19 protein-coding genes are annotated in these 21130 nt (G+C 26.8%); 1 reads left to right on the top strand and 18 read right to left on the bottom strand.

Translation table 11 applies throughout. The features are described 5' to 3' along the window. The 12 genes from nusA to ACKTSI_RS03915 all read right to left on the bottom strand — a co-directional run bounded on the left by nusA (position 1) and on the right by ACKTSI_RS03915 (position 14072). Positions 1 to 1116, bottom strand: coding sequence for a transcription termination factor NusA (nusA, locus tag ACKTSI_RS03860; RefSeq protein WP_068472304.1), 1116 nt, complete (start codon positions 1114 to 1116; stop codon positions 1 to 3). 10 nt (positions 1117 to 1126) lie between these two features. Beyond that, on the bottom strand, positions 1127 to 1591 hold the full coding sequence (rimP, locus tag ACKTSI_RS03865; protein WP_311526311.1) for a ribosome maturation factor RimP: 465 nt from the start codon (positions 1589 to 1591) through the stop codon (positions 1127 to 1129). Between the two features lie 127 nt (positions 1592 to 1718). After that, on the bottom strand, positions 1719 to 2063 hold the full coding sequence (locus ACKTSI_RS03870; protein WP_068472302.1) for a DUF1667 domain-containing protein: 345 nt from the start codon (positions 2061 to 2063) through the stop codon (positions 1719 to 1721). A 2-nt stretch (positions 2064 to 2065) separates the two neighbouring features. Then, complete coding sequence (locus tag ACKTSI_RS03875) at positions 2066 to 3343, bottom strand: FAD-dependent oxidoreductase (RefSeq protein ID WP_311526310.1); 1278 nt, start codon at positions 3341 to 3343, stop codon at positions 2066 to 2068. Continuing rightward, positions 3336 to 4784, bottom strand: coding sequence for an NAD(P)/FAD-dependent oxidoreductase (locus tag ACKTSI_RS03880; RefSeq protein ID WP_407862541.1), 1449 nt, complete (start codon positions 4782 to 4784; stop codon positions 3336 to 3338). Before ACKTSI_RS03880 ends, ACKTSI_RS03875 begins: the two co-directional genes overlap by 8 nt. A gap of 11 nt (positions 4785 to 4795) precedes the next feature. Continuing rightward, positions 4796 to 5428, bottom strand: coding sequence for an MBL fold metallo-hydrolase (locus ACKTSI_RS03885; RefSeq protein WP_068472295.1), 633 nt, complete (start codon positions 5426 to 5428; stop codon positions 4796 to 4798). A gap of 9 nt (positions 5429 to 5437) precedes the next feature. Then, the gene (gene dtd, locus ACKTSI_RS03890) at positions 5438 to 5887 is read right to left on the bottom strand and encodes a D-aminoacyl-tRNA deacylase (protein WP_311526229.1); all 450 of its coding nucleotides are present in this window, start codon (positions 5885 to 5887) and stop codon (positions 5438 to 5440) included. Then, positions 5887 to 8040, bottom strand: a complete 2154-nt coding sequence (locus ACKTSI_RS03895; protein WP_311526230.1) for a bifunctional (p)ppGpp synthetase/guanosine-3',5'-bis(diphosphate) 3'-pyrophosphohydrolase — start codon at positions 8038 to 8040, stop codon at positions 5887 to 5889. The genes dtd and ACKTSI_RS03895 overlap by 1 nt, the downstream gene beginning before the upstream one ends. Before the next feature lie 12 nt (positions 8041 to 8052). Next, entirely contained in the window at positions 8053 to 9798 is a 1746-nt protein-coding gene (gene recJ, locus ACKTSI_RS03900) for a single-stranded-DNA-specific exonuclease RecJ (protein ID WP_311526231.1), read from the bottom strand. Between the two features lie 84 nt (positions 9799 to 9882). Next, positions 9883 to 10209, bottom strand: a complete 327-nt coding sequence (gene yajC, locus ACKTSI_RS03905) for a preprotein translocase subunit YajC (RefSeq protein WP_407862542.1) — start codon at positions 10207 to 10209, stop codon at positions 9883 to 9885. Positions 10210 to 10519: 310 nt separating this feature from the next. Further along, on the bottom strand, positions 10520 to 13087 hold the full coding sequence (gene clpB / locus ACKTSI_RS03910; protein ID WP_311526232.1) for an ATP-dependent chaperone ClpB: 2568 nt from the start codon (positions 13085 to 13087) through the stop codon (positions 10520 to 10522). A gap of 76 nt (positions 13088 to 13163) precedes the next feature. Continuing rightward, positions 13164 to 14072: a J domain-containing protein gene (locus ACKTSI_RS03915; RefSeq protein WP_311526233.1), complete on the bottom strand. Its 909-nt coding sequence runs from the start codon at positions 14070 to 14072 to the stop codon at positions 13164 to 13166. A gap of 183 nt (positions 14073 to 14255) precedes the next feature. On the opposite strand from ACKTSI_RS03915, the gene yedF reads away from it, so the two are divergent. After that, positions 14256 to 14855, top strand: coding sequence for a sulfurtransferase-like selenium metabolism protein YedF (gene yedF / locus ACKTSI_RS03920; RefSeq protein WP_311526234.1), 600 nt, complete (start codon positions 14256 to 14258; stop codon positions 14853 to 14855). Between the two features lie 42 nt (positions 14856 to 14897). Here the strand turns inward: yedF and ACKTSI_RS03925 are convergent, their stop codons facing one another. Genes ACKTSI_RS03925 through ACKTSI_RS03950 form a run of 6 tightly spaced genes read right to left on the bottom strand, consistent with a single transcriptional unit; the run spans position 14898 to position 21127 of the window. After that, positions 14898 to 15932 (bottom strand): hypothetical protein, encoded by a 1035-nt coding sequence (locus tag ACKTSI_RS03925; RefSeq protein WP_068472280.1) that lies wholly within the window; start codon positions 15930 to 15932, stop codon positions 14898 to 14900. 1 nt (position 15933) lies between these two features. Beyond that, complete coding sequence (locus ACKTSI_RS03930) at positions 15934 to 17412, bottom strand: O-antigen polysaccharide polymerase Wzy family protein (RefSeq protein WP_311526160.1); 1479 nt, start codon at positions 17410 to 17412, stop codon at positions 15934 to 15936. Positions 17413 to 17425: 13 nt separating this feature from the next. After that, positions 17426 to 18526: a glycosyltransferase gene (locus ACKTSI_RS03935; protein WP_407862543.1), complete on the bottom strand. Its 1101-nt coding sequence runs from the start codon at positions 18524 to 18526 to the stop codon at positions 17426 to 17428. Between the two features lie 9 nt (positions 18527 to 18535). Beyond that, positions 18536 to 19411 (bottom strand): LicD family protein, encoded by an 876-nt coding sequence (locus ACKTSI_RS03940; protein ID WP_311526162.1) that lies wholly within the window; start codon positions 19409 to 19411, stop codon positions 18536 to 18538. Then, complete coding sequence (locus tag ACKTSI_RS03945; protein WP_068472275.1) at positions 19399 to 20418, bottom strand: zinc-binding dehydrogenase; 1020 nt, start codon at positions 20416 to 20418, stop codon at positions 19399 to 19401. Before ACKTSI_RS03945 ends, ACKTSI_RS03940 begins: the two co-directional genes overlap by 13 nt. Position 20419: 1 nt before the next feature. Further along, complete coding sequence (locus ACKTSI_RS03950) at positions 20420 to 21127, bottom strand: 2-C-methyl-D-erythritol 4-phosphate cytidylyltransferase (RefSeq protein WP_068472273.1); 708 nt, start codon at positions 21125 to 21127, stop codon at positions 20420 to 20422. Positions 21128 to 21130: the final 3 nt, after the last annotated feature.

Here is a 21130-nt window from a genome sequence, read left to right on the forward strand (position 1 = left end):
CTATAATTCAAAACCATTATTTATAAATTCCTGCTCTCCATCAAAATTAGGTTCTATTACACCATTTTCAATATCTTCTTTGTATCTTTCCAAACCTTTAATGTCTATTCTCCAGTTTGTAAGTTTAGCTGCAAGTCTTGCGTTTTGACCTTCTTTACCGATAGCTAATGATAATTGTGAATCCGGAACGATTATTCTTGCTCTATTTTCAGTTTCATTCGTGAATACAGCAATTACATCTGATGGACTAAGAGCATTAGATAAATACTCTTTTACATTTTTACTATAAACGATAATATCTATTTTTTCTCCTTTTAACTCTTTAATGATTGAACTAACTCTTGACCTCTTGTAGCCAACACAAGCTCCAACTGGGTCAACATCATCATTTTTAGAGAAAACAGAAATTTTTGTTCTACTTCCTGGTTCTCTTGCTATTGATTGAATCTCAACAGTTCCATCTAAAATTTCCGGAACTTCTAACTCAAATAGTCTTAAAACAAAATTTGTATCAGCTCTTGAAAGTAATACTTGAGCACCTTTAGTTGTATTTTTAACTTCCTTAACGTAAAATTTTAATCTTTCTCCTACTCTATAAACTTCATTTTTTATTTGTTCAGCAGGAGTTACAATAGCCTCTAATTTCCCTAAATCTATGAACAAGTTATTTCTGTCAATTCTTTGTATTTGTCCTGAAATAAGTTCTCTTTCTTTATCTTGGAAATCATTATATATTACTTCTCTTTCAGCATCTTTAATCTTTTGAATAACGATATTTCTAGCAGTTTGTGCTGCAACTCTACCAAAATCCATAGTTTTAAGTTTTATAGAAACTTCATCACCAAGTGCATATTTTGTACTTATAGCTTTTGCATCATCTAAAGAAATCTCTGTTATATTATCCTCAACAACTTCTACAACCGTTTTAACAGCAAAAAGTTCAACTTTACCATTTGTTCTGTTAATATTAATCTTTACATTTTCATGTTCTCCGAAGTTCTTTTCATAACTTTTTAAAAGTGCTTTTTCTAAAGAATCAAATATTATTTCTTTAGAAACACCTTTTTCACGTTCAATTTCATCTAATGCCCTTAAAAAATCTGTTGTTCCTTTCATCATCTTCTCCTTAAATTTCAATTTGTGATTTTATTATTGCAATATCTTTTCTAGAAAAATTAATGCTTGATTTTCCATTTTCTAAAGTTAAACTTTCCTCATCAAAAGATTTTAAATATCCAATAAATTCTTTTTCACCATTTATTTTTTTATAACATTTAACTAGAACTTTTTTTTCAATAAAAGTTTCTAATTGCTCATCATCTTTTATTTCTCTTTCAGCTCCGGGAGATGAAACTTCTAAAAAATATGAATCATCTATCGGGTCAACCTCATCTAACCAATCACTAACTAAATTACTGGCAAATTCGCAAGAATCTAAATCAACACCTCCGTCTTTGTCAATAAAAATTCTTAGAACATTTCCTTTCGGTTCCTTTACATATTCTGTATAAACAAAATAAATCCCATTTTCTAAAAAAACATTTTTAAAAGTTTCTTCAATAGTTTTTAATAATTCATTTTCTCTTTTCAAAATTTTCTCCTTTCGACCATTAATTAAACTAAAACGAAAGAGTGGGACAACCCACTCTTCCTTTAAAAGAATATTTTTAATTATTATAACATAAATTTTTAAAATTTACAAGTAATTTAATAATAAATTACATATCTCTACTTGCAATAATATCTACACCGGTATCCAATACATTTTTCAAAACAATATCGCCTACTTTGATTGGTGAAATAACTTCAACTTTATTTAATTCATTCATAATATCGAAAATCATATTTTTAGGAATTTCTGATGAAGTTTTTACAGGCAATCTATTGTGAACTGCATTTTTTATTTTTACAGTAGAAGTTATTGTTCTAGTTGGAAATGTTAATTCCTTTTTACCATAACTTGAACCTTTAGGACATTTATTACCAATTACTTTATAATCATTTTCTTCGTCAACAGATATTCTACAACCAACCGGACAAACAATACAAATCATATCTTTCATTATTATTCATCTCCTTTTTTCATAGATATAACTATTTTATCAGTTGTAACAGATTCAATTTGTTTTTTAGTTAAAGCTATCTTTTCCATTTCAGCAGGAGCAACATGAGACTTTTTAAAATCTTTTATAACATTTCCATTTTCATCTGTTACAGATATTACAACATTTTTTTCAACACTCTTAACTCTGAAAAATATTTCTAATCTATTTTCCATATTTTCAACTCTTATATTTTGTGGAACAGTATAGAAAATACCTTCCCCATTTAAAATTTCAATTTTTTTAGAATCTACTTTAGAATTTTCTAAAATATATTTTGCAGCTGACCTTCCTGCTTTTTGACTTTCTCCAGTAACAAAATCTACTAAATCATGAACATGACATACATTACCACAAGCAAAAACTCCGTCCATACTTGTTTCCATATTTTCAAAAACAAAAGCACCTTTAGTCCTTGAGTCAATATTAATTCCAACTTCACGAGTAATTTCATTTTCAGGAATTAATCCGATAGATAATAACAATGTATCACATTCTAATTCTATTTCAGTACCCTTGATAGGCATTCTATTTTCATCAACTTTACTTATAACAACTTTTTCAAGTCTTTCTTTCCCTATTATATTTGTAACTGTATGTGAAAGTAATAAAGGAATATTATAGTCATTTAAACATTGAACGATATTTCTTGCAAGTCCATTAGAATAAGGCATAAGTTCAACACAAGCTAAAACTTCTGCACCTTCTAGCGCCATTCTTCTTGCCATAATTAAACCTATATCACCTGAACCTAAAATAACAACTTTTTTACCACACATAAGACCTTGCATATTAACATACATTTGTGCAGAACCTGCAGTTAAAACTCCAGATGGTCTATCTCCCGGAATAGAAATAGCACCTCTTGTTCTTTCTCTACAACCCATAGCAAGTATTATACTCTTTGCTTGAATCATTTGATACCCATAGTCCTTACTTATTGCATGAACAATTTTATTTTCATCAAAATTAAGTACCATTGAATTTAATCTTATTTCAACATTATACTCTTTTGATAAATTAATAAATCTTTGAGCGTATTCAGGGCCAGTTAATTCTTCTTTAAAGTAATGTAATCCAAATCCGTTATGAATACATTGATTTAAAATACCACCAGCCTCTTTATCTCTTTCTAAAACTACAACTTTATCAATTCCATTTTTCTTAGCCTCACAAGCAGCAGCAAGTCCAGCAGGTCCTCCACCAATAACAACCAAATCATAATTTTCTATATTAGACATTTGTTCCACCTTCTTCTTTTGTTTTTCCTGTTATAATATAACTACCAAAATTAGTATTATAAACTTCTTCCGGTGGAATATTTAATTCCCTTGAAATAATATCTAATATTTTTGGTCCACAAAAACCACCTAAACAACGTCCCATACCTGCTCCGGTTCTTTTTTTAACAGCTCCAAGAGTTCTTGGTGGCAATGGCATTTTTAAAGAATCAATAATTTCGCCTTCAGAAACAGTAATACATCTACAAATTATATTTCCATAAAGAGGATTTTCTTTAATTTTTTCTGCTCTTTCTTCCGGAGATAAATGTTTAATTCTAATAACTTTTCTATTGTCTATATAATTTTCTTTTTTTACAAAATTAACTCCAATATCTTTTAAGATATCTAAACACATCAATCCAATTCCTGCACAAGATGCTAAACCCGGAGATTTTATTCCTGCTAAATCAACAAAATTTTTACAACTTTTAGATTCTCTAATTATAAAGTCATTTTCTGTACTATTCGCTCTTAATCCCGAAAAATTATTTATATTTTCCCAATAAGGAACATTGGAAATAGTCTTTGCAACTTTTTCTTTTACTTCTGCTAGACCTTCAAATGTTGTAGATTTATCTGTGATTTCTGAATTACTTTCTGCATTAGGTCCAATAATAATATTATTATGTGCTGTTGGCGCAATTAAAACACCCTTACCAACCTTTGATGGACATTGAAATAATACATGCTTAACAAGATTTTTTTGACTTTTATCTAAAATGAAATATTGACCTTTTGAAGGTTTAATTTCAAATTCTTTTTCACAAACCATATTATGAACTTTATCTGAATTAACTCCAGCTGCATTTATTACATATTTAGATGTATATGTATTATCTTTAGTACTTACTATGAAATTATCATCTTCTTTAGTAATGCTTACAACTTCACTATTCAATTTTATTTCTACACCATTTGAAACAGCAACTTGTGACATAGCTATACATAATTCCCAAGGGTCAATAACTCCAGCACCTGGAGAATACAATGCTTTAGTAACTGTTTTATTTATATTCGGTTCAATTTTTTCAACTTCTTCTTTATCAATTATTTTTAAATTTTCAACTCCGCTTTTTATTCCGTTATCAAATAATTTTTCTAAAGTTTTTTCATCATCTTCATTAAAAGCCAATACCAAAGAACCACATTCATTATATTGAACATCTAATTTCTTTACTAACTCTTTAATTCTTTTTGATCCTTCAACATTTAATTTAGCCATTAATGTTCCCGGTTCAGGGTCATAACCTGAATGTAAAATTCCACTGTTGGCTTTTGTTGTTCCATCAGCTACATCTATTTCTTTCTCTAAAACTAAAACTTTTAGATTGTATTTTGATAATTCATAAGCAACATTAGAGCCTACTACTCCACAACCTACAACTATAATATCATACATTTCTATATCTCCTAGCTATTTTTTATATTTTTCATAAAAGGATTATTTTCTTTTTCAAAATCTAAATTACTCTCTGCACCATGGCCTGGCAATACTCTATAATCTTTTTTCAAAGAATATAACTTTTTCATTGAATTGTGTATTTCTTCGAAACTACCGGTTGCTAAATCACTTCTTCCTATACTCATTCTAAACAATGTATCACCGGAGAACATAACATCTCCCATAAGGATACAAATACTTCCAACGGTATGACCGGGCGTTTCAATTATCTCTAAACTTTCTCCATAAAAATCAATAATTTCTTCATCAGAAAGCCATTTATCAGCAACCAATTCAATTTGCTTAAAAGGTGGAATTGATTTTGATAAATTAACAATTGGGTCTTTTAATAAATTTTTTTCTTTTATACTAGCATAAATTGGCAAATCATATTTTTCCTTTACAAGTTTAACTGCTCCAATATGGTCGCCATGTCCATGAGTTAGCAAAATAAATTCTAAATCTATTTTTTCCTCATCAACAAATTTAAAAATATCATCACTATCTCCGCCCGGGTCTATTATAAAACCCTTTTTATCATCATTATATACTATATAACAATTTACTGCATATACTCCAACAACTATTCTTTTTATATTCATAATTATCTCCTAATATGTTCTTTTTGAATCTAATTGAATTGTAACAGGGCCGTCATTTTCTAAAGAAACTTTCATATCAGCTTGAAAAATACCTGTTTTAATTGAAATATTATTTGCATAAAATAATTTTAAAAATTCCTCATATTTTTCTCTTGCATCTACACTAGACATCGATAAATCAAAACTAGGTCTATTACCCTTTCTGCAATCTCCATAAAGAGTAAATTGTGATACGACTAAAATCTCATAATTTTTATCTAAAACAGATAAATTCATTTTAAAATTTTCATCTTCAAAAATTCTAAGATTTACAACTTTTTTAAAAATATATTTTAAATCTTCTTCAGTATCTTCTTTACCAAACCCAACAAAAAGGAGAAGTCCCTTATTAATTCTAGAGACTTCTTTCTTATCAACTTTTACACTTGCAAAATTAACCCTCTGTAATATAGCTCTCATTACGCTCTCACCCTATATACATCAAGTATTCCTTTCAAAGATTTTATTTTATTTATGAGTCTATCAAGTTCATCAATACTTTTTATTTCAACTATAATATTTGTAATAAAAGTTTTATCTTTTCCTGTCTTTGCTGTTATACCCACTAAATTTAATTTTGATTCAGAAATAATATGTGCAACATCAGCTAAGGCTCCAACTTGGTCTAAAGAAATAACTGCAACTTCAACCTTATAAAATAAATTCTTAGCATTTGTCCATTCTACCCCTATAAGCCTATCAGGATTAGTAACATTTTTTATATTTGCACACTCACAACTATGAACCGAAATCCCTCTACCTTTTGTAATATATCCAACAATCTCATCTCCTGGAAGAGGATTACAGCATTTTGCAAAACTAACTTCTATATTATCAATACCCTTTACAATTACACCTTTTGAATTGTTTTTATTTCCTGATTTTTCATTTTTCACTCTGTTTATTATATCATCAGCAGATTCTTGATAATAATCAGTATAAAATTCTTTTAATTTAGATATAACCTGTCTTAAATTGATACTTCCAAATCCAATACCGGCATACATTTCATCAATAGTATTAAAACTCAATCTTTTAGCAATTTGTAAAAGCCAGTCTTCCTTTAAAATTTTACTATAAGTAAAGCCCAATCGTCTAACTTCCTTTTCAAGCATATCTCTACCTTGAACAATGTTTAGTGCTTTATTTTCTTTCTTAAACCATTGCTTTATTTTAGTTCTTGCCTGAGAAGATTTTACTATTTTTAACCAATCTTTACTTGGACCGGATGAATTTGGATTTGTTAATATCTCAACAATATTTCCGTTTTTTAACTTAAAACTTAAAGGAACAATTCTTCCGTCAACCTTGGCGCCTACACAATTATTTCCTACTGCAGTATGAACCTTGTAAGCAAAGTCTATTGGAGTTGCTCCTGAAACTAAATTTATAACATCTCCTTTTGGAGAAAAAACAAATACTTCATCAGAAACGAAATCTTCTTTGAAAGAAGTGATGAACTCTCTGTTGTCATTAACTTCTCTTTGCCAATCCATAAGTTGTCTAAGCCAAGTTAATTTATCGTCAAAACTTGTACTCCTATCAACACCGGCTTTATATTTCCAGTGAGCTGCGATACCATATTCAGCAGTTTTATGCATCTCAAAAGTCCTTATTTGAACTTCAAAAACATCACCGGAATTACTAATAAGTGTATTGTGTAAAGATTGATATAAATTTGGTTTTGGAACTGCAATATAATCCTTAAACCTTGAAGGAATTGGTTTCCATTTAGAATGAACTATCCCTAAAACTGCATAACAATCACTAATAGTCGGAACAATAATTCTAACAGCAGTCAAATCAAAAATTTCATCAAAACTCTTATTTTGTTTATACATTTTTTTGTAAATACTGTATAAACTCTTTGGCCTACCACTAATTTCCCCTTGAATATTATGTTCTTTCAAACTTATGCTAATTTCTTCGATTATATCATTTATAATCTTTTCTCTTTCACTTCTCTTTTTCTTAACTCTTTCAGCTAAATCATAATATATTTCAGGCTCTAAATATCTTAAAGATAAATCTTCAAGCTCCCATTTAACATTACTCATACCTAATCTATAAGCCAAAGGAGCATAAATTTCTAGAGTTTCCTTTGCTTTTTCAAGTTGTTTAGCTTTCTTCATATATTCCAAAGTTCTGATATTATGAAGTCTATCTGCAATCTTAATTATTATAACTCTAATATCAGAGTTCATAGCTAAAAGCATTTTTCTTAAATTATCAGCTTGAGATTCCTGTTTACTTTGATATTTTATCTTTTTTAGTTTAGTGACACCATCCACAAGATTAGCAATTTCTTCATCAAACATTTCTGCCATTTCTTCAAAAGTAACTTCTGTATCTTCAAGTATATCATGCATAAGCCCCGCAATTATAGTTGCATCATCCATATATAAATCAGCTAAAATATTAGCAACAGCCACTGGATGAATAAAATAAGGTTCCCCAGAATTTCTAAATTGTCCTTCATGACACTCTTTTGTAAAATTATAAGCCTTTGTAATTTTTTCAACATCTGAATTAGGATTATAACTTCTAATTTTTGATAATAATTCATCTAACATTTCTTCCACCTCCTATCTTATATCTTTTATCAATAATTGAATAGATTTATTATTCATATACTCATTTATAACTGGAGTATATAAAATATCTATAAATTTATTTTTTATATTATTTTGTTCTAAAATAATATCTTCAGTTTCAAACTTTTTATTGAAATACGAAATATACTTATCAAAATTACTAAAAATAATTCCACTAAATTCTATATCATCTTGACTTAAAACTAATTTTATAACATTTTTATTTTTACCTATAACAGATATAAATTTTATTTCCACATTTTTTGTACCAAACAAAGGTTCAGAATTTGCTTTTCCATAAGGCTCTAGTAATTTTAATTCGTCAACAATATTATAACTTATTAATTTAAAATCTAAAGAACAATCTATTTTTATTTTCTCAACAAAATTTTCGGAAGTTAAATTAGAATTTTGATTTAAAGACTTCCTTAAAATATCTAAATTTTCTTTTTTTATAGAAAAACCTGCAGCCATAGCGTGACCACCCAATTTTTCAAAAAGATTAGAAAATTCTCTAAGTTTTGAAATAATATCATAATCTTCAATACTTCTGGCACTTCCTTTTAAAATTCCATCTTCCTTTGCGTTTGAAAAAATCAAAGTAGGTCTATAATAATAATCTTTTATTCTACCTGCAACAATTCCGGCAATTGACTCATGAAGTTCATCATCATACATAACTATAATATCATCATTAAAATATCCTGATTCTCTAACTTTTGCATTTATTCTTGAATATGCATCATTTGTTAAAGATTTTCTTTCCTCATTTAGCTCAACTAATCTTTTAGCATAATCTGTTGCCATTGACTCATCTTCTTCTAAAAATAATTCAACACCAATACTTGCAGAATCTAATCTTCCTGCAGCATTTATACATGGTCCAAGTTTAAAACCCAAAGAAGTAGTTGTTATTTTTCCAACCTCATTTTCTCTTTGTAACTTATTTATACCAACATTATCACTTGAATTTAAAATTTCCAATCCTTTTTTCACGAAAAATCTATTTTCATCAACTAAATCCACAACATCGCAAACAGTTCCCATAGCGACAAATTGTAATAAATCAATTAAATAGTCCTCATCTCCACCAAGTTCATCATACAATGCCTGCATTAACTTAAATGCAACTCCTGCACCACATAATTCTTTAAACGGATACTCACAATCTAATCTATGAGGATTTACAACTGCATTTGCTTTTGGTAATATTTGATTTCCCTCATCATCAATAACTACTTGATGATGGTCTGTTACGATTATTGGAATATTTAAAGAATTGCAATATTCAACAACTTCAAAAGCAGATATTCCATTATCACAAGTTATAATTAAATCTACATTATTTTTCTTTGCGCTATCTACAATTCCTTTTGAAATACCATAACCATCTTCCATTCTATGAGGAATAGCAAAACTAATATTATCAGTAAAAAAACCTATTCCTTTCATCAAAACAACTGTTGCTGAATTACCATCTTGGTCATAATCTCCAACAATTTGTATATGTAAATTATTGTCTATTGCATCAACAAGTATCTCTATTGCAGTATCTAAATCTTTCATCAAAAAAGGATTATGAAGGTATTTATAATCTGGATATAAAAAGTTTTTTACATTTTTATAATCAATTTTTCTATTTGCCAAAAGTTGACAAGTTATATAAGAAAATTCACTATTATTTTTAAAATTTTCTTTTGTCAATCCATTATCCGATTTAATAAACCACTTTTTCATAAATACCTCCTTATCTTATATTTTTTTATTTATCTTATTAAACATAAAGAAAAAAATAGACGAAATCCGTCTATTTAAGCAAAATTAATTTTCTTCACCATTTTCTTCTTCCATATCTTCTTCAACTTCTTCATAAGATTCTTCAGATTTGCTAACAATAGAATGAATAGCAGATTTAACAAATTCCATTTTTGTTCTATCACTAGATGTTTCAATTACAACATCAGTATCAGTTACCTTAACAACTGTACCTTTAATTCCACCAATTGTAACTACATCATCACCTTTTTTTAAACTTTCTCTCATGTCCATCATAGCTTTTTGTCTTTTCTTTTGAGGTTTAATTAAAAGAAAATAAGCAATCGCCATAAAACCACCTATCATAACCAATTGCATAGTTAATTGATCCATAATATTCCTCCTAATTATTAATATATGAGTATATTTTAACACAAAATCTCTTATAATTCAAATATTTTAAAAAATTAATAACATACTTTTTTCAATTAAAAGGGAAGTAGATTTTTATTCCACTTCCCTAATTACAATTACTAAATTAGTTTAGCTTAATAAAATTAAGTTTTAAATATTTTTTCAATGAAAAACCAACTATTACAAACACTAAACCCAATATTAAAAATGAAATTATAATAGTAAATTTATCATAATTTTACAAAAAGATATAAAAAACGCTAAGACTAAAAATCTCAGCGTTTATTTGTTATGCAATACAAATTTTTCCGTTTATATTTTTGAAATTAATTGTAGTATTTGGAACTATTTTCCCTTCAATTATTTTTGTTGCTATTTCAGTTTCTATATTTTTTTGAATGTATCTTTTTATAATTCTTGCTCCATAATTGTATGAATAAGTTGAATCTAAAATTAAATTTTTACATTCTTCGTCTAAATTGATTTTTACATCAATATCTTTTAATCTATTTTCAATTTCTGAAATAGTCATATCAATTATTTTGTAAAGTTCTTCTTTTTGTAACGGTTTGAATAAAACAATATCGTCAACTCTATTTAAAAATTCAGGTCTAAAAGAATTTTTTAATTCTTTCATAACTTCATCTTCAGCAGTTTTTGTGATTTTACCATTTTTATCAATTCCGTCTAACAAATAAATGGAACCAATATTTGAAGTCATAATTATAATTGTATTTTTGAAATCGACAACTCTTCCTTGATTATCAGTAAGTCGTCCATCATCCAAAACTTGTAAAAGTATATTAAAAACGTCTGGATGTGCTTTTTCTATTTCGTCAAATAAAATTACACAATATGGATTTCTTCTAACTTTTTCGGTAAGTTGTCCACCTTCATCATATCCAACATATCCTGGAGGAGCTCCTATTAATCTTGAAACTGAATGTTTTTCCATATACTCACTCATATCAATTCTAACAAGATTTTTTTCATCATCAAACATACTTTCACACAATGTTTTAGCTAGTTCTGTCTTACCGACTCCGGTAGGTCCTAAGAAGATAAATGAACCGATTGGTTTATTTTCATCTTTTAATCCACTTCTTGACCTTAAAATACAATCTCTAACTAAATCAATGGCCTCGTCCTGTCCAACAACTCTCTTGTGTAAAATTTCTCCAAGATGTAATAATTTTTCTTTTTCACCTTCAACTAATTTTTTAATTGGGATATTTGTCCATTTTGAAATAACTTCAGCGATTGTTTCCTCTGTTACTTCTTCTTTTAAGTAACTTTCTTTTTCTTTTTTCTTTTCGTTAAGTTCAGCTAATTTCAATTCTAAATTTGCAAGCTTACCGTATTTTAATTCAGAAAGTTTTTCAAAATCATATTCTCTTTCAGCCTTTTCAATATCAATTCTAACAGCATCAATTTCAGCTTTAACAGATTTTATTTCATTAATATCTTTTTTATCACTTTCCCATCTTGCAAGTTCTACATTATATTTATTTTTAATATTTGATAATTCTTCTTCCAAGTCTTGTAATCTTTTTTTACTGATTTCGTCACTTTCTTTAACAAGTGTGGCTTTTTCAATTTCTAACTGTAAAACTTTTCTTCTCAAGTCGTCAATCTCTTGTGGCATTGAATCAATTTCAGTTCTTATCATAGAAGATGCCTCGTCCATTAAATCAATAGCCTTGTCAGGTAAGAATCTATCTGTAATGTATCTATCACTTAAAGTTACACAAGCAATAACTGCTGAATCTGTAATTTTTATCCCATGATGTATTTCGTATTTTTCTTTTATTCCTCTTAAAATTGAAATTGTGTCCTCAACTGTCGGCTCTTTTACTAAAACCTTTTGAAATCTTCTTTCCAATGCACCGTCTTTTTCAATATATTTTCTATATTCATCAAGAGTTGTGGCACCTATTGTATGCAATTCTCCTCTTGCAAGCATTGGTTTTAACATATTTGACGCATCTAATGCACCGTCAGTTTTACCTGCACCTACTAGAGTATGAATTTCATCTATGAATAAAATTATTTCTCCGTCTGAATTTTTTATTTCTTCAAGAACAGCTTTTAATCTTTCTTCAAACTCTCCTCTAAACTTCGCACCTGCTATAAGACTTCCCATATCTAATGAAAAAATTATTTTATTCTTCAATCCTTCAGGTACATCATTATTTACAATTCTTTGAGCTAAACCTTCAACGATTGCAGTCTTACCAACACCGGGTTCTCCTATTAAAACAGGATTGTTTTTAGTTCTTCTTGATAAAATTCTAATTGAATGCCTTATTTCCTCATCCCTACCGATTACAGGGTCAAGTTTACCATTTTTAGCTTCTTCAGTTAAATTTCTACCATATTTTAATAATTCTTCACTTGTACTTCCTTCTTTATGTTCGTTTTTCATATTCTTAATTCCCATCAAAGCATACTTAAATGAATTATATGTTATATTATATTTTCTAAAAATATCAGAAGATTTTACATTTTTTTCTTTTAAAAGTGCAAGATATATATGCTCTACTAAAATATTTGTATCGCCGGTTTCTTTAATTTCATCTTCTGAATTAAGTAAAATTCTTTGATAAACAGTATTCGGATATATATTAGAAGCACCATATTGAGAAGGCAAACTTTCAAATGCTGATTTAACATCATTCCTATAACTGTCTATATTTACATTCATTATATTTAAAATTTTAATTATTATATTGTCGCTATCTATCAAAGCCTTGTGTAAATGTATATCTGAAATTTCTACATTTGCATTTTTTATTGCTAAACTTTGAGATTCTTCAACTATTTTCATTGCATCATTACTAAATTTATCTAAATTCATAATATTTCTCCTTTCTAAAACTTACTCTTTACTAAAATATCAAATTCATCACAATTTAGTTATTGTCCATTTCATTTTAATTCTCCATTAATTTTTTATATAATTCTAATTTATCATTTGATAAATTTTTAGGATTATTTATAACTATTTCAAGATATAAATCCCCTGTCTTTCCTTTTAAATCAGTATATCCTTTATTTGATATTCTAATTTTTTTCATACTTTCTATTTTTTCCGGAATTTTAACTCTAATATTTCCATTTAATGTTTCAACAACCTTTGTAGTTCCAAAATATGCCTCCCAAGGATATAGACTTACAGTTTTTATCAAATCTAAATCCTCAAGTCTATACTCATCATTTATAACATTAATTTTAACAAGTATATCTCCGTCAATAGAATATTTATCTCCATTAACTTTAACTTTTTTACCACTCGTTATTCCTTTTGGAATTTTTACAGTTATTTTTTTAGGAGAATTATTTATATTAACATAAAGTTCTCTTTCAACTCCTAAATACGCCTCTTTAACCGATAAATTCAAACTTGTTTCATATTTTTTTCTTTGTTGCTGTCTATTAAATCCTGAATATGAATTGGCATTAGAAAAACTATCAAATCCAGAAAAGCCTCCAAATCCGGAAGATGAACTTTCTCCACCGAAAAACATATTAAAGAAATCAGAAAATCCACCCATATTACTTCCGTTAAATGAACCACTGAAACCATAATTTCTAGGGTCAAAATTATCCCCACCACTAAAATTATAATTTGAACCGAACATATCATATTGCTTTCTTTTTTCTTTATCGGATAAAACTTCATAAGCCTCATTTATTTCTTTAAATTTATTTCCGGCAATTTCATCATTTTGATTAACATCAGGATGATATTTCTTTGCTAATTTTCTATATTCTTTTTTTATTTCTGCATCAGTTGCATTTTTATCTACACCTAAAATTTTATAATAATCTTTATATTCCATAAAACCCTCCACTAATTTGACTTTCTTTGACCTTTAATTTTATTATACCCCATATATGAAAAATAAACAATATTTTTTATTTAAAAAAGTTTTTTTAAATAACATTTACAATTTTACTATTGTATTAATATTTCTAATATTGTATAATTAGATTGTATAAATTATATTTTTTGGAGGTATATTATGAAAGAAATAAACGCTAAAGGTTTAGTTTGTCCACAACCTTTAATTTTAACTAAAAAAGCTGTTGAAAGCTCAGAAGAAAAAGATTTTTTAGTTATAGTAGATAATGACACAGCCGTTAAAAACTTAGAAAAATTTGCTAAGAGTAGTAATTTAGATTTTAGATTTGAAAAAATATCTGATAATGAATTTAATATTTTTGTATCAAAAAATACAAATACTTCTTTACAAGAACCAAGTGCTTTTTGCTCTGTTGAAAACTCATCTGATGTAGTAATTGCAATTTCAAAAGACTTTATGGGAAATGGTTCAGAAGAATTAGGAAAATTATTAATTAAAGGTTTCGTTTACACTTCTAGTGAATATGAAAAATTACCAAAGACAATGGTGTTCTTCAATGCCGGAGTTAAATTAACTTCTGAAGGCTCTCCTTGTATTGATGATTTGAAAAAGTTGGAAGAAAAAGGTGTAGAAATTATTTCTTGCGGAACTTGTCTTGACTACTATGAACTTAAAGAAAAACTTTTAGTTGGCGAAATAAGTAATATGTACACAATCTACGAAACACTATTTAATGCAGGAAAAGTAATAAATATATAAAAGCTAAAAAACCGGCTCATTCCAGCCGGTTTTAACTTTAAATTATAATTTATATGATAATACTCCAATTATATTCTTTTCATAATTTTTTAAATTTTGTAATAATTTTTCGAAAGATGAGTATCTAGTTATTCCATATTCTTCAACTAATATAACATTTTTTAAATTCATTATATTATTTAAGTCATTTGCTTTTAATATATTAACTTTATCTATCTTACAATCATTTAACTTCTTAATAATATTTGAATTAGAGCTAAGTATACTTAATTCTTCAATATTTTCATTATTAATTTTATATTTCAAAACTTCAAACAAATCATTATCATTTTTTATTTCTTGAACAAATTTTATATTATATTTTCTATAATCTCCCTCTCTATTCACAGTTGGATTAAATATATACATTATAAAATTTATAATAGCAACTAAAATTATTAAGGCTATTTCAATTGCAAAAATTTTTACTAATAATTTTTTCATACTATAGCCAGTATTAATATTTTCTTTAGAACTAAGTTCTTTAGAATAATTAGATTCAACTTTTTCAATAGTAACATTATTATAAACTGATTTATATTTATTTATTAATTCATCAAATTTCTTTTCAATCAAATCATTTACCAATTTACTTGGTGTCAATATTTTTGCAGAAACTCCTAAATTAGTTGAAATATAATTTACTACTACTTTCTTATCCCAGTAATCTGAATTTGAATTTTTTAAAGTAACAGCTGATGTATCCAATTCTTTAGCCATTTGTGATAAATCTTTATCACTCACATCATTAAATAGATAAGCTCCATTTAAATTAGATATTAACAACTTTTCGTAAAAATCAGAATATCCTCTTCTACTGTATAAGGCATTTACATTGTCACTCTCAGGAGCAGTTATTTTATAAGCTACATAAGTTGAATATTGCACTCCTTCTTTTACTACTGTTTTTTTATTTATCGTTTGTAAAACCAACGGACAAACTAAAGCAACACTTAGTATTAAAAATGCTACTAAATTTAAAACTCTCTTTTTATATATATTGGATAATAAATCTCCAAATGAATAATTTTCAAACATATCATATCTCCTTCGTTTTAAAAATTGTATAAGAATTATCTTTTGATATTAATTTTGCTGATACAAATATTAATATCGCTATAAACCAAAATTGGAATGTAAATAATATTGAAAAGCTTTCTGAAAAACTACTTCTAGGCATAAAAAACAAATTATTTAATATTATTAATGTACAAATAAAAGGTAAAGTTTTATTATTATAAGAAACATTAAGCATTCTTATAAATAAAAAACCTAAAAATATACTAAATAAAAACACACCTAAGTATCCAAAATCAGTATAATTTTCCATTATAAAACTACTTCCTAATCCATGTCCTTTTAAATAATCACCTTTTATTGATATATAAGAAATGTTATGAGCGTAGCTATTACTTTTTATTGCTAACTCAATACTATTTGTTGTAGCTGTAAATGGCTTTGTATCAAATAGAAACTTACCAAAATTTCCATGAGTAAAGTATTCAATAATTGGTCCAAAAGTAAAATTTGTAAAACTTCTTACAGCAATATTACTATTATACAAAAAACCTCTTGCTAAAACACCAAAACTTGTCCCTTGTTTATATATAAAATCAACGAATATATCAAATATTTTAAAATTCGAAACCTCAACATTATCTCTAACATAATTTAAAAGTCCCATTCCAACTATTATTATTGGAAGGCTGGTATAAATTAAAATTCTTTCTTTTAATCCTATCCATTTATTTTTAATATCTTCCTGGTCTCTTATAAAGTAATATATAAAAGAAAATATTAAAGTTAAAATAAATGGATTTCTTGTCCCAATAACTAAATATATAGCATTTGCAAATAAGTTACTGATTAAGACTATAGTAGCATTTCTTTTATTTGGTTTAGAAGCCAAATATATACACATAGAATAAACTGTAAAAACTGATAGTATATATGTAAAGTAAGGTAAACTACTCTTAAAAGATGCATAATAAGTGTAATATGATGTATTTAACTTAAATATCAACCTTTCTATAAGCCTTAAAGTATAAAACGGATATGTCAATACATATACTGTAAGCGAAATAATCCTTACATTTTTTAACCAAACAGAATTTTCTATTATATTACTTTTATTTTCTAAGTTTTCCTTATTTTTAGTTTTTAATAGTGCTTTTGAAATTATTCCTCCAATAAACAATCCGGAAAGTGAAATCATAACTATAATAAAAGCAAAAACATAAGCATCTTTTTGATAAGTATTAAAACTATAATTTCTTAAATAATCTATTGTAGGTCTTGAAACTAAAAATATAAAAATAGTTATATAAAAAAATAAATGTATTATATAATATTTTATATCAGTAAAACAAAATATTATCAAGCTAATGAAAAAGGATAATAGTGTAAAAAGTAATATATCCAATCTCTCTGTATATATATATTTCACTCCAAGTGATAGTGTGAAAATAAAAGATAATGCTGTAATTAAAGAATAAAATCTTTTAAAAGTAATATTCATATAATTATCTCCATTATTTTAATATTTCATTTATATTTTTTATTTGTTCAGGAATTGTAAATTTTGTTATAAATTTTTTCATTTCTGATTTATCCACTAATCTAGAATTGCCAAAATAATCAACAATATATTTACAAGCTTCATCGGTAGAGTTTATAACTCTTCCAAATTTACCATTATTTGAGAGTTCCTTTACTCCTCCAACGTCTGTAGAAATAAAAGGAATTCCTAAAGCTAATCCTTCAACAATGGCACCGGAAAATCCTTCTTGTTTTGACATTGAAAACATCAAGTCCATTTTTTTGATATATTTATATGGATTTTTTTGATATCCTAAAAAATGAACATAATCTTGCAAATTGTCTTTTTGTACCAACTCTTTTATATGATTTTCTAATTCTCCGGCACCTAAAAAATATAAATGATATTTTTTATTTAAATTTTTGTGTAATTTTTTAATTGTTTCATAAACTTCCAGTGACCCTTTTAAGTTTTCAATTCTGCCAATTACACAAATTGAATTTTTTTCAATGTTAATATCTGTCCATTCATTTGATTTTTCCAAAATACTATCAAAATCATATCCGTTATAAATAGTTAAGACTTTGTCTTCGTATTCAGGATAAACTGAAATTATGGACTCTTTCGTTTTTTCTGATACAGAAATTATCTTGTCAACCACTTCTAAATGCTTTCGATGATTATTTCTCTTTTGAGAATCATTCATAAAATCTTCAATACTTCCATGAATCCAAGCAATTTTTTTTACACTCTCATCTCTTGAAAATTCAAAAGGAGGGTTCATTATAGTAAATGAAATTTCTATATCATATTTTTCTTTAACCATTATTTTTCTTACTAAATTTGGAAAAAATTTTCTTATTCTCCACAAAATAGCTCTCGTTATTTTAGATTGTCTATAATCTTGCCATGATTTTAATATTTTTATATTATCATTAACAGGTTCGTAACCCTTATCGAAATGCTCAATCTCAATTATATCAATATCATATTTCTCTCTATCAAGATTATTTACAATTGTTGATAATATTTTTTCTGCCCCTCCTCCTAAAGAAAAAGACCACAAAAAAAATAATATTTTCTTTTTTTTCAAATAATCACCCTATTTCCAAATTTCCTCATAATTTGTATAGCTATTTTTCAAATCTAAGAACAGCAAGTCATGATGTGGTACTTGTTTTTCTTTTGGAGGTAATTTCATATAATCTCCAAATGCAGTTTTTAAATAGCCGTCATATCCAATAGGAATTGGCATTTTTGTATCTTCAAAATCAAAATATTTTTTATCTACAAACCACTCTTTTTTATATACTTTTTTCATATAGTATGGTCCTGAGCAAAGTTCTGTTATATATTCTGAATCTTTTATTTTATATTTAGTCATTTTCTTTTCAGCTAATTTCCAAATTTTATATCTAACTTTTTTAGATTTAAAAATTGATAATAATATTTTGGAAACTTTTTTCTTTAATCCCCCGTGCTTTTCCGGTAAAACTTGTGCACAGAATAAAGAATAAATAAGCCCCCACATTATTTGAAATTTTCTTTGCATTTTTCCACTTGGACAACCATCTAGCGGTAAAATATCAAGTGCTATTCCATGACTAATATTTAATCCTTTTTGATATGGTTTTACAGCTGTTGTTTCATTATCTCTAATAGTAATAAAAAGATTGTGGTCAACTAAATCTTCATTTGCTTTTACAAGTGAATATTTTTTTGTATCTGCTTTTTCATTCCATAACAAAACTAATTTTTCATAATCTTCTCTAGGCATAAAAAAGTCTAAGTCATCATCCCAAGGAATAAAACCTGAATGTCTTAAACTACCTATTGCTCCACCACCACAAAGATAACATAATAAATTATTTTCTTCACAGAATGAAACAAAGTATCTACCCATTTCTAAACTTTTAAGTTGTAATTCTCTTAAATTTATTTCTTCCATATTAAAATTTACATTAATTAAATATTCCATTTTGCAACAGTTTTAAATGGTGTATTCAAATCAGTTTTAAAGAATCTATGAATATCATCAACATTGTTTATTTCATCATCTTCAAAAACTATTGACTTAAATCTATTTTGAATTTTTTTATTTTCAAGCATTTTAACTGCTTCTTCAAAATCCATTCTACCGGATCTGGAACAACCAACTAATGTCAATCCTTTCTCTAATATATCTCTTGTATTAATAGCAACCTTATTTTCACTAACACCCATAAGCATAATTGACCCTTGCGGTTTAATATACTTAATTATATTATTAATTGCATCTTCACTTCCTAGTCCACCTGCGCATTCAAATGCATGGTCAGTTGAAAAATCTTCCGGTATATCATCGATAGAATAAATTTTATCAACAAATGAAAAGATTTTTAATTTTTCTAAATTTCTTCCTATTACAACTATTTTACTTTTTGGAAATTTGTATTTTAAAACATTAGCCATAACAAAACCTAGACTTCCATTTCCAAAAATAGTTATAGTTTCTTTGTTTTCAAGTGAATTTTTCACAAATCTATCATAAGCATGAAAACCAACTGAAATAAACTCTAAAATAGATGCAACTGACAATTCAATATCATTAAATTTAACAAGTCTATCAGGAGAAATTTTTACAAATTCTCTCATAAATCCGTCATGTCCACTAGATAAGAAGTATGCTCCCTTTACATAGTTTTCATATATATTATCGTCAAATTTACAAGGTGGAGTATTTGGTATCATTGACACCTTATCCCCTACTTTAAATATATTCGTTGGGTCAAAAACAACTTCTCCACATGATTCATGAATTGGAGCCATTGGAAGTTTCTTTGCTAAAACTTTCGGGTCTCTTTTTCCTAAATAATATCTTTGGTCAGCATGGCATAAGGACACATACAAAGGCTTTACAATTACTTTATCTCCTAAAAAACTTTCATCAACATATTTTACTGAAATGAAACCGGGTTTAATTAATTGAAAAATTCTATTTATCATTTTAATTCTCCATAAGCATTGCTTTAGCTATCTTCAAATCTGTTACAGTAGTAATCTTAATATTTGAAAAATCTCCATTAACTAAAAATACTTTTTCTCCATTCAATACAAATATTTTACAAGCATCTGTCAAAATATTTTTTTCTTCTTCAGTTAGTTTACTATAATATTCCATAAATTTATTGATTTTAAAAGTTTGTGGAGTTTGTCCCTGAAACATTGTTTTTCTATCTGGAATTGATGAAATAAATTTTCCATCTTCAGACGTAACAATTGTATCAAACGCAGGAACAACTGTATCCACAATATTATATTGTTTACAATTTTCTATATTTTCTTCTATCATCTTGATTGAAACAAAAGGTCTAACAGCATCATGAGTTATAAGAATATCATCATCTGTAATTTTGTTATCATCATTAATAGCAGAAATTACATTTAAAATTGTAGAATTTCTATCCTTACCACCGTCAACAATAACAATCTTATCAACCAAATAGTTATAATCTTTTTCTATTATATCAACTAAATAAGAATTCCAGTCCGGATTTACTCCTACATAAATTTTATCTATTTTATTACATAACAAAAATTTTTCAATCGTATGAATTATTATAGGTTTATCTCCAATATTCAAAAATTGTTTTGGCATATTTGAAATATTCATTCTACTACCTATTCCACCTGCAAGAATTCCTGCATAAATCATTTT

The sequence above is a fragment of the Parvimonas parva genome, assembly GCF_045866535.1.
GTDB classification, from domain to species: domain Bacteria; phylum Bacillota; class Clostridia; order Tissierellales; family Peptoniphilaceae; genus Parvimonas; species Parvimonas parva.

Bases quoted from the DNA above. Each gene is read 5' to 3' on its own strand.
- ACKTSI_RS03880 (WP_407862541.1), bottom strand. From the start codon at position 4,784: ATGTATGATATTATAGTTGTAGGTTGTGGAGTAGTAGGCTCTAATGTT.
- dtd (WP_311526229.1), bottom strand. From the start codon at position 5,887: ATGAGAGCTATATTACAGAGGGTTAATTTTGCAAGTGTAAAAGTTGAT.
- yedF (WP_311526234.1), top strand. From the start codon at position 14,256: ATGAAAGAAATAAACGCTAAAGGTTTAGTTTGTCCACAACCTTTAATT.
- ACKTSI_RS03875 (WP_311526310.1), bottom strand. From the start codon at position 3,343: ATGTCTAATATAGAAAATTATGATTTGGTTGTTATTGGTGGAGGACCT.
- ACKTSI_RS03940 (WP_311526162.1), bottom strand. From the start codon at position 19,411: ATGGAATATTTAATTAATGTAAATTTTAATATGGAAGAAATAAATTTA.
- ACKTSI_RS03925 (WP_068472280.1), bottom strand. From the start codon at position 15,932: ATGTTTGAAAATTATTCATTTGGAGATTTATTATCCAATATATATAAA.
- clpB (WP_311526232.1), bottom strand. From the start codon at position 13,087: ATGAATTTAGATAAATTTAGTAATGATGCAATGAAAATAGTTGAAGAA.
- ACKTSI_RS03870 (WP_068472302.1), bottom strand. From the start codon at position 2,063: ATGAAAGATATGATTTGTATTGTTTGTCCGGTTGGTTGTAGAATATCT.
- ACKTSI_RS03895 (WP_311526230.1), bottom strand. From the start codon at position 8,040: ATGTTAGATGAATTATTATCAAAAATTAGAAGTTATAATCCTAATTCA.
- ACKTSI_RS03885 (WP_068472295.1), bottom strand. From the start codon at position 5,428: ATGAATATAAAAAGAATAGTTGTTGGAGTATATGCAGTAAATTGTTAT.
- ACKTSI_RS03930 (WP_311526160.1), bottom strand. From the start codon at position 17,412: ATGAATATTACTTTTAAAAGATTTTATTCTTTAATTACAGCATTATCT.
- nusA (WP_068472304.1), bottom strand. From the start codon at position 1,116: ATGAAAGGAACAACAGATTTTTTAAGGGCATTAGATGAAATTGAACGT.
- ACKTSI_RS03945 (WP_068472275.1), bottom strand. From the start codon at position 20,418: ATGATAAATAGAATTTTTCAATTAATTAAACCCGGTTTCATTTCAGTA.
- ACKTSI_RS03915 (WP_311526233.1), bottom strand. From the start codon at position 14,072: ATGGAATATAAAGATTATTATAAAATTTTAGGTGTAGATAAAAATGCA.
- yajC (WP_407862542.1), bottom strand. From the start codon at position 10,209: ATGGATCAATTAACTATGCAATTGGTTATGATAGGTGGTTTTATGGCG.
- ACKTSI_RS03950 (WP_068472273.1), bottom strand. From the start codon at position 21,127: ATGATTTATGCAGGAATTCTTGCAGGTGGAATAGGTAGTAGAATGAAT.
- recJ (WP_311526231.1), bottom strand. From the start codon at position 9,798: ATGAAAAAGTGGTTTATTAAATCGGATAATGGATTGACAAAAGAAAAT.